Consider the following 1,449-nt stretch of genomic DNA (forward strand, 5'->3'; position numbering starts at 1 on the left):
TTTGAGGTCAGGGTTTTTAATCGAATCGGAAACTACTGAGATTCAAACTCTCCGACTGACACCCTGACGCCCTGATACCCTGACGCACTTAAACTCCCGAAGTTATCGGTGTACCGCTAGCATCCAATAGTGCTCGCTTTGGACCATGGATTGGGTCTTCCACAATAATTGTCTGGTCACGGCTGGCTCCTAAGGAAACCACAGCAATAGGAACTTTCATCAGTTCTGCCAGGAATTTAAGATAATCCAAGGCTTCCTTTGGTAAATCCTCTAAAGACCGACATTCAGCAGTAGATTTTTGCCAACCTGATAGGGTTTTGTAAACGGGCTGGCATCGGGCAAACACGCTAGTACTGCTAGGAAATTCCCGAGTGAGTTCACCGTCAATTTCATAGGCGACGCAGACCTTAATTTCTTCAAAGGTATCGAGTACATCCAGTTTGGTGATCGCTAGACAGTCAAGACCATTAATCCGAACAGCGTAGCGACCAATGACGGCATCAAACCAGCCACAACGGCGGCGGCGACCGGTGGTTGTCCCAAATTCTGATCCTAGCTCACAAAGTAACTCTCCTTCTCGAGTGTGAATCTCTGTGGGAAACGGTCCTTCTCCGACTCTGGTTGTGTAAGCTTTTGCCACACCAATCACCCGATCAATCATTGTCGGTCCGACACCAGCACCCACACAAGCTCCGCCAGCCACTGGATTGGAAGAGGTTACATAGGGGTACGTCCCATGATCTAAATCTAGCAGTGTCCCTTGAGCCCCTTCAAACAGAATATTGCGTTTTTGCTCAATCGCCTCATAAATCTTCAAGGAACTATCCACCACATAGGAGCCTAGCCGTTCAGCATACTCCTGGTATTGCTTGATCACACCAGCTGGGTCTAAGGGCGATAGATTATAGAGCTTCTCTAAAATAGGGTTCTTATAATTAATCGTCCAGGTTAACTTTTCTACCAATACTTCCGGATCCATCAGGTCAATGATCCGAATACCAGTACGCTCTGATTTATCCGCATAGGTCGGACCAATACCACGACCCGTGGTACCAATTTTCTGCCTACCCCGGCGCTCTTCCGATGCTTGGTCAATCAATCGATGATAAGGCATCGTGACATGGGCTATGTCTGAAATCAGCAGATTTTTAGTGGAAATGCCCAGTGCTTCAAGTTGGTCAAGTTCGGCAATTAAAATTTCTGGGTCAATAACTGTACCGGAGCCAATAATACACTCTGTATCCGGATACAAAATTCCAGAAGGTATCAGGTGCAGTTTAAAGGTTTGACCTTGAACAACAACCGTATGCCCAGCATTGACGCCCCCCTGGTAACGGACGACTACATCTGCTGAACGACTCAGCAGATCTGTTATTTTGCCTTTTCCTTCATCGCCCCACTGGGCACCAATTACAACAACGTTAGCCAAGGGTTTATTTTGAATGCTAA

The 1,449-nt window shown here is 46.9% G+C and carries 1 protein-coding gene; it reads right to left on the reverse strand.

Annotated features, from left to right (window positions below):
- Positions 1-88: 88 nt before the first annotated feature.
- Entirely contained in the window at positions 89-1,429 is a 1,341-nt protein-coding gene (locus F6K20_RS38320) for an adenylosuccinate synthase (RefSeq protein WP_008190589.1), read from the reverse strand.
- Positions 1,430-1,449: the final 20 nt, after the last annotated feature.

Origin of the sequence: Moorena sp. SIO2C4, assembly GCF_010672485.1 — a bacterium.
In the GTDB taxonomy this organism is placed as follows: domain Bacteria; phylum Cyanobacteriota; class Cyanobacteriia; order Cyanobacteriales; family Coleofasciculaceae; genus Moorena; species Moorena producens.